Source organism: Lysobacter sp. Soil_C_15 (assembly GCF_057657315.1).
Map to the genome: position 1 here is coordinate 293,945 of NZ_JBDGIR010000007.1, position 7,636 is coordinate 301,580.

Consider the following 7,636-nt stretch of genomic DNA (forward strand, 5'->3'; position numbering starts at 1 on the left):
ACGGACGTTGATACGATGCCTCTCGACGACGAACGATCGCTGGCCGAGCAGATCGCGGCCGCGTGGGGCGGGCCGCCGCGGTTGCTCAAGAACGCATTGGCCACGCCCCTGTTCACTCCCGCCGAGTTCATCCAGGCCTTGTCGACCACCGCCCAGGCCATGGCCGAGGGGCGCAAGGAGCCTTTCGGCCGCGCCAATCTCGCCGGGCGTTCGCCGGCCATCCACGAACTGATGGCGTTCTTCCCGGCGCCGGACGTGCGCAGCTTCGAGCAGTACCAGGCGCAGGTCGGGCGCGCTTTTCCCGGCGCGGAATTCTCGGTCATCCTGGACAAGGTCGATGCCGCCCTGCCGTCGATCCGGCGCAAGCTCACTCCGGTCCTGCATGGCTTGTTCGAGCGGGTGGGCTATCCGGCCCGCGGCATCCACTCGTGCATCTACGCCGGCACCTACAGCAGCACGCCGTTCGGTATCCACATGGACGATTGCCATGTGCTGATGGCTGCCGGCATCGGCAGCAAGCAGATGGCGTTCTGGCCGCGAGCGCATTTCGAGCATCGCGCCGAGCTGGTCCGTGCCGGCTCGCCGGCGCACGCGGGCGAGCCCCTGGCGGCGCTGCTGGCCGAGGCGACGATCCTGGAGGTCGGCCCGCACGACCTGCTGTACTGGCCGGCCGGCGAATGGCACGTGGCGGTCAACGACAGCGGACAGTTTTGCGCGTCGCTGAGCATCGGTATCTACCACAAGGGCGATACGGTCGAGATTCTCAGGAAGGCGGTGGCCCTGCCGCCCGCGCCCGCGGCCAATTCGGATCACCGCGCGCTGGACGCGCTGGACTTGGATGGCTTGTCGGCCGCGTCGGCGGCCGGCGCCGGCACCGCCTCGCCAGAGCGTTTGCGACGCATGTGGGACGAACTGCGCGAGGCGATGGATGCGCCGCATGCCGCTGAGCTGGCGTTCGCCGCGCACGCACTGGGCATCAGGACTTCGGCGGGTTTCGGTCCGCTGCCGGACCCGGCCGGCGAGCCGATCTGCGCCGATGAGGACGGCCTCGCCAGCGCGCCGCAGCGGGCGCTGGACTGGACCGCGATCGGCGACAAGCTGCTGGCCTGCGCGCATGGCCGGGTATTCGTGTTCGAGGCGCATGCGCAGCAGGTGTCGGCGTTGCTGGCGCGCGTGCAAGGCGGCGAGACGGTGCGGGTGGCCGAGTTCGCCGCCCTGGTGGCGGCGCAGGCGCAGCCCGCGCTGCGCGCCTTTCTCGCCCATTTGCGCAGCGACGCCGCCGCCGCGGCGTGACGCGCGCGGCGCAGGTAAGGTTCGAAGCAGGGCGTCCAGCCAAAGGGAAGGGAATGCTTAACAGAATGCTGTATGCGTTGTTGCCGGGATGGCGCGCCGACACGGCCGCCTACGTCGAACGGCGGCGGATCGAATTGGCGCGGCAGCTCGACCGCGAACTCGACGCCACGGTCCGTTACGGGCCGTTCCGCGGCCTGCGGCTGGGGCCCGATACGGCCTGGAGCGTCGCCGACCGGGCGCCGATGCTGCTCGGCCTGTACGAGCAGGAAGTGCTGGAGTCGCTGGCCCGGGCCGGTGCGCGCCGGGCCTTCGTCAACCTCGGTGCGGGCGACGGCTACTACGGGGTCGGCGCGCTGGTGGCAGGACTGTGCCAATACTCGTATTGCTACGAAATGGGCGAGAAGGGGCGCCGGATCATCGGCGACACCGCGCGCCTGAACGGGGTGCACGACCGGGTCGAGATCCGCGCCAAGGCCGAACCCGGTTTCTACCGCGAGCTTCCCGCCGAGGTGGTCGACGACTGCGTGCTGTTCGTCGACATCGAGGGTGCGGAATTCGAACTGCTCGACCAGGCGGCGTTCCAGGCTTTCGCCAAGGCGGTGATTTTCGTCGAGCTGCACGACTGGTTCTTCCAGGACGGCGCGCAGCGCATGCAGACCCTGCGGCGCAACGCGGCCGCGACCCACGCCGGCAGCGAGATGACCACGGCCGCGCGGGATCTGTCGCGGTTCGCCGAGTTGCGCGAGTTCAGCGATAGCGATCGCTGGCTGCTGTGCTCGGAAGGCCGCGGTCGGCAGATGGATTGGATCCGGTTCGACCCGAAGCCTGCCGCAGCTGCGGCCGAGCGATGAGCGAGCCGTCCTTGCGAACCGCCGATGCGGCGCAGGCCGGCTTGCGCTCGCGCATCGCCGCGCTGGCCAGCGCCGGCGACTGCAGCTTGCCGGATCTGCTGAAGGCGCTGCGGCAGACCCTGGACGAGGCGTCCGAGCCCTCCGCGCGCAGGCTGCGGCTATTCTTGCGTCATCTGCTGTTCCTGCTGGACAGCGGCGATGAGCTATACGCCGATTGCGTGCTGCGGCCGGACCCGCGCGGCCGGCCGGTCCTGATCGCCCATCGCGTCGCGCGCGAGGCCGAGGAGGGGCTGATGAAGACCCTGGTACGGTTGGCGCCCTGGCCGCTGGCGCAGGAGTCGCCGGCGTTGGCGCAGGGGGCGTTCGCGGTGCATTCGCAGGAGGCCTGCATCGTCGTCCATCGCGGACCGGTCAGGATCGAGCGGGCGCTGCAGGAACTGGGCGCGCCGCTCGCCCCGCGCGCGCTGGAGCCGGGCGAACTCGACGCGTTCTACGCCTGGCGCCGGGCACAGCAACAGGCTGCGCGGCCGCAGCGCGACGGCGTCCGGCCGTCGTGGTTCGCCGCAGCGTGCGAGGACCGCGAACGCGTCGCCCAGGCCTGCGCCCAGGCTTTCGAATTCGACCCGGAGGACGGCGAACGGATCCGTCGCGGCCGGCCGCTACCGGGTCTGGGCCGGGCGAGCCACCCGCTGCTGGGCGCGGCCCTGCACGTGCTGCCGCGCCTGCAGCGCCCGGAGCACTCGCGCTGCGTACTCGACGCGCTGACCGGGCAGTTGGGGCAGATCGCGGCCGCCGGCTACGACGCGCTGCTGTTGGGCGTGGTCGATCGCCAGAGCGCCGATCTGTACTACGTCGAAGGCGACGACGGAGCGCTGCAGCCCTATCTCAACAATCACGGCTACTGGAGCAGCGGCGAATGCGGGGTCGACCCGGCCCTGGGCGCGGCCGACGACTACATCGCCCTCAGTCGCGCCGCCGCCGCGGGCGGCATCGCCCTGATCCAGGACTCGGTGCTCGGTACGCTGGGCTACCCGCCGCAATTGCCGCGCCTGGCGGCTGCGGGCTCGCGGTGCACGCCGCTGGCCCTGGCCCTGGCCGACGCGCCGGCGCCGCTGGACGGACCGGGCGTGTTTTTGAGCGGATTGGAGAGCTGCGACGCGATCCCGCCGCCCGATGGCCTGGCGCTGGCGCAGTACGTCGAGGCGGCGACGCGCACGCACTTGGGCGAGTACTACCAATTGCCGCGACCCAATCTGTTCGATCCGGCGGTGCGCGCGCAGGTCTTGGCGCGCGCGCGCTGGCAGATCCGCGCAGCCGGGGTGTCCGCGTTCCGGATCGACATGGCCAAGCATCTGGGGCTGGGACCGCTGCGCGCGTGCCTGGACGCGCTGCGCGAGGCGGCGCGCGACGCCGGCGCCGGGCCGTTCTTCGCCGTGCTGGAGTATTGGAGCCTGCACTACCGCGAACTGCGCTTCGCCCTGTCCGCGGCCGGGCCTTCGGTTCAAGGGCTCTATCTTTATGACTTCCCGCTGGCGCAGGCGCTGCAACAGGCGCTGCTCGCCGACGGCGACTGGTCGCAGTCGCTGCCGGCGATCGCCGAGCAGCGCGATCGATGGCAGGTGCCGGCCTGCTGCCTGGTGCCGATCGTGATCGACCACGATCCCAGTTTCCGGCCGATCTACAACGGCAGCGCGCACACGCGCGACATCGTGGTGGCCGGACTGGCGCTGGCGCTGGCGATGAGCGCCAACGGTCCCAGCGTCTACTGCGGCTACGACGACCGGCGCGCGGCGCCGGCCGATCTGGATCGTTATTTCGACTACTCCGAACAGCATGCGCGCAAGGCGATGCCCGGCCCCCTGTGCCGCGACCCCGACGGGCCCGGCCCGGTGTTCGCCGAGTTGCTGGCGGTGGTGAAGCGCCATCGGCTGTTGGCGGACTGGGACGGCGCGACGCTGGAGTTCGCAGGCGACCGGGATCGTCTGCGCATCCTGCGCCGACTGGACGACGGCAGGCAGCCGCGCACGGCCTGCTTTTGCGTGGCTCGCGACGGCAGTGCGGCGCAGGCGGGCGGCGACGGCGAAACCCTGCTGTTCGCCTCGGGCCAGGGGCCCTCGGTGGCGGTGTTCGTGCGCTAGGCCGAGGCCAGCCTCAGCAAATCTCGGCGGCTGCGCGCTCGGCCTTCGGCGCGCCCAGCGCGCGCTCGTAGACGCGCCGCAACGCGGCCGCGGAGCGGATCCAGTCCAGTTCCGCCGCCTCGCCCGCGGCAGCCACGGCGCGCGCGCGCGCTTGCGTCGGGTCGGCGAGCAGGCCGATGGCCGCGTCCGCCATCGCGTGGATGTCGTCCGGGTCGACGCAGAGCGCGCTCGGCACCCGTTCGACCAGGCCGCAGTGCCGCGACAGAACCACCGGCACGCCGGCCTCGATCGCCTCCAGGGCGACCAATCCGAACGGCTCCGACAGCGAGGGCATGATCAGCACCCGGCTGCGCGCGAGCAGGCGGGCCACGTCTTCGCGGCCGACGAAGCCAGGAAACGAGAACGCATCGGCCAGGCCCAGCGCGCGCACCAGCGAGCGCATCAGCGGGAGCAGGTTGCCGTCGCCGGCCATCACGAAGCGCGCGTCGGCGACGCGTTCGCGGATCCGCGCGGCGGCTTCGACGAAGGCTTCCGGCCCTTTCTGTTCGGTGATCCGGCCGATGAAGCTGATGCAGCCGTCCGCGGGCGCGGGTGCGGGCAGCGGCGCAGGCGGGAAATCGGCCGGACGCGAGCGGCCGGCGTTGTACACCACCTCGATCCGATCGGCGGACTGGCCGTAGTGACGCGCCAGGCCCTGAGCGGTGTAGCGGCTGACCGCGACGATGCGATCGGCCGCGCGCAGGCCGAGGCGCTCGAGTTCGGCGATGGCCGGGTTGACGCACAAGTCGCCGGCGCGATCGTGCTCGGTCGAATGCACGTGCACGATCAGCGGCTTGCCGCTGGCCCGTTTGATCGCCAGAGCGGCCTCGAAGCTGAGCCAGTCGTGGGCGTGGATGAGGTCGAAGTCGTTCAGGCCGGGCAGGGCGCGCAGGGCGGCGGCGGCGTAGCGGCTGGCTTTCTCGCGATAGGCGATATAGGCGCCCTGGGAGCGGGCGGGGGCGCTCGGCTCTTCGCATCCGTCCAGTTCGACGATCCGTACCGCGGCCGGATAATCCCTGCCCAGGCCCGGTGCCGCGGGCAGCAGGAAATCGACCCCGATGCCGCCGAGCGCGCCGATGCCGCGCAACAGGCCATCGCAGGCCACGCCCAGGCCGCCGGTGATCGCCGGCGGCAATTCCCAACCCAGCATCAGCACGTTCAACGCACGCCGATCCGGCCGCGGCAAGACATCCATCGCGCTCAGGCTCCGGCCGGACTCAGCGCGGCAGGCTCGGCCTGGAGCGCGCGCGCCGGCTGCGGCGGCGGAAACGCCAGCGCGATCTGCGCTACCGGGGTATTGCCGCTGTCGGCGAAGGCGCGCAGCACGTCGACGAATCCGCCGGCCACGGTGTGCTCGATGGTGCGCGGCGAGAACCGCGCCTTGCGGTACTCGCAATCGATATAGAGTCCGTCCAGATGTTGGACCACCGTCAGGTTGAACTCCATCGAAGCGAAGCCGCCGTCCTGGTGGCGGGGTGCGAACGGCGGCAGCGGCTTGTCGCTTTCGGCGCTGATGTAGTTCAGGCACAGGGTGCCGAGCGCTTCCAGCGACACGTCCGCGGCGCTGAGCGCGGCCGGCAGCAGGCAGACCTTGTGCTCGTTCGCCGCCGGCATCTGCGCCGCGATCTGGGCGATGGCCTCGTCGACGCCGGTGCCGGCGTCGTACTCGAGCGCGTACAGGGCGTCGTTGACGAAGCTGCCGCCCGAATCCTGCCAAGCGCCGAACGGCCGGGTTTCGGTGAGCACCGACACCAGGGTCGCATCCAGCCCGGTCAGGCGCTGGAGCAATACGTTGGCCGCGGCGATGGCCAGCGCGCTGAGCGGCAGCTTGGCCCGCATCGCCCGCGCCGCCAGGGCGTGGAAGATCTCGGGCCCGACATAGGTGCTGAAGCGGGCCATCGGTACCGGTTCGTGGAACAGGTTGCCGACGTAGCGATGGGCGTGGGCGACCAGATGCGGGTCCATGCCCGCCGGCAGGCCCGACAGGGCGTGCGCGATGTATTGCCGGTGGGACGCGAACCAAGGCTGCGGATAGTCGGCGAATCGGTCGGTGTAGCGCTCGGCGCCTATACGGCGGATTAGGTCGGTCCAATAGCCGATATGGCGGCGACCGCTCTCGCCGGCCATCTCGGTACGCTCCCATTGCGCGTACTGCCGGTAGCTGCCGGTCGGCGCCGGGATCTCGAGCCGGCGGCCTTGCGCGCGGGCGGCGTAGTCGTCGGCGACTTCGGCGACGAAGCGGCCGAGGAAGGCCTGGTCCATGCACACGTGGTCGAAGGTGAAGATCACCGTGTCGCGGCCGGGCAGGCGCGCCAGATCGACGGTGAACAACGGCAACCGGGCGAAATCGAAGGTGCGCGCGCGCACCCGCGCGGCCAGCGCGTCCAGCGCGGCCGGCGGATCGGCTTCGCCGCGCAGGTCCACCGGCGCGATCGGGTCCAACGCGCAGGCATCGTGGACGCGCTGGACCAGGCGGTCGTCGACCACGTGCAGGGTGGTGCGCAAGGCCTCATGGCGGGCGACGGCGGCCTCGAACGCCTGGCGCAGCAACTCGGGGTCGACCGCATCGACGTCGACCCGTTGCTGCACGCACAGCGAGGGGCGGCCCTGGGCGAGGGTGACCTGGTTGAAAACCCAGTCGCAGCATTGTTTTTGCGAAGCCGGCGAGTCGATCCAACCCGGCCCGGCCTCGGCGGCGTCGCTGGATTGCGCTTGCGGACGCGCGCTGCGGCGGATGCTGGCGGCGAAGGCGGCCAGGGTCGACTGCACGAACAGGCTGTGCATGTCCGCTTCTAGGCCGATCCGGCGCATGCGTTCGATCAGCTGCATCGCGTGCAGCGAATGCCCGCCGAGTTCGAAGAAGTTGTCGTCGCGGCCGACCCGGTCGACGCGCAGCAACTGCGTCCACAACAGCGCCACCGCGGATTCGATTTCGCCCTGCGGCGGCAGGAACGGTCGGCCGGCGATATCGGCCGAGGCCGGCGGACGCAGCGCGCCGCGGTCGAGCTTGCCGTTGGCGCCGATCGGGAACGCCGCTACCGCCGCATAGGCGTACGGCAGCATGTACTCCGGCAGGCGCCGGGCGAGGAAGGCGCGCAGCTCGCTCGGCGCCGGCGTCGCCTGGGCCGGAATCAGGTAGGCCGCAAGGCGTACATCGCCGTCTTCCGAGCGCAGAGGCACGACCGCCGCATCGCGCACGTGCGGATGCTCGGCGAGGGCCGCGGCGATCTCGCCCGGTTCGATCCGGTAGCCGCGGATCTTGACCTGATCGTCGTTGCGGCCGAGATACTCCAGGGTGCCGTCGGCATGGCGGCG

At 71.1% G+C, this 7,636-nt stretch carries 5 protein-coding genes; 3 read left to right on the top strand and 2 right to left on the bottom strand.

Going from position 1 to position 7,636, the window contains the following annotated elements; translation table 11 throughout:
* Nucleotides 1-15: 15 nt before the first annotated feature.
* Genes AC3A57_RS17500 through AC3A57_RS17510 form a run of 3 tightly spaced genes read left to right on the top strand, consistent with a single transcriptional unit; the run spans nt 16 to nt 4,282 of the window.
* Nucleotides 16-1,293: a hypothetical protein gene (locus tag AC3A57_RS17500; RefSeq protein WP_487580089.1), complete on the top strand. Its 1,278-nt coding sequence runs from the start codon at nt 16-18 to the stop codon at nt 1,291-1,293.
* A gap of 53 nt (nt 1,294-1,346) precedes the next feature.
* The gene (locus AC3A57_RS17505; RefSeq protein WP_487580090.1) at nt 1,347-2,144 is read left to right on the top strand and encodes a hypothetical protein; all 798 of its coding nucleotides are present in this window, start codon (nt 1,347-1,349) and stop codon (nt 2,142-2,144) included.
* Entirely contained in the window at nt 2,141-4,282 is a 2,142-nt protein-coding gene (locus AC3A57_RS17510) for a hypothetical protein (protein ID WP_487580091.1), read from the top strand. The genes AC3A57_RS17505 and AC3A57_RS17510 overlap by 4 nt, the downstream gene beginning before the upstream one ends.
* Nucleotides 4,283-4,295: 13 nt before the next feature.
* On the opposite strand, the gene AC3A57_RS17515 is transcribed toward AC3A57_RS17510, so the two are convergent.
* Nucleotides 4,296-5,477: a glycosyltransferase family 4 protein gene (locus AC3A57_RS17515; protein ID WP_487580097.1), complete on the bottom strand. Its 1,182-nt coding sequence runs from the start codon at nt 5,475-5,477 to the stop codon at nt 4,296-4,298.
* A 44-nt stretch (nt 5,478-5,521) separates the two neighbouring features.
* A partial coding sequence (locus AC3A57_RS17520; protein ID WP_487580092.1) for a condensation domain-containing protein occupies nt 5,522-7,636 on the bottom strand: 2,115 nt, incomplete at its 5' end.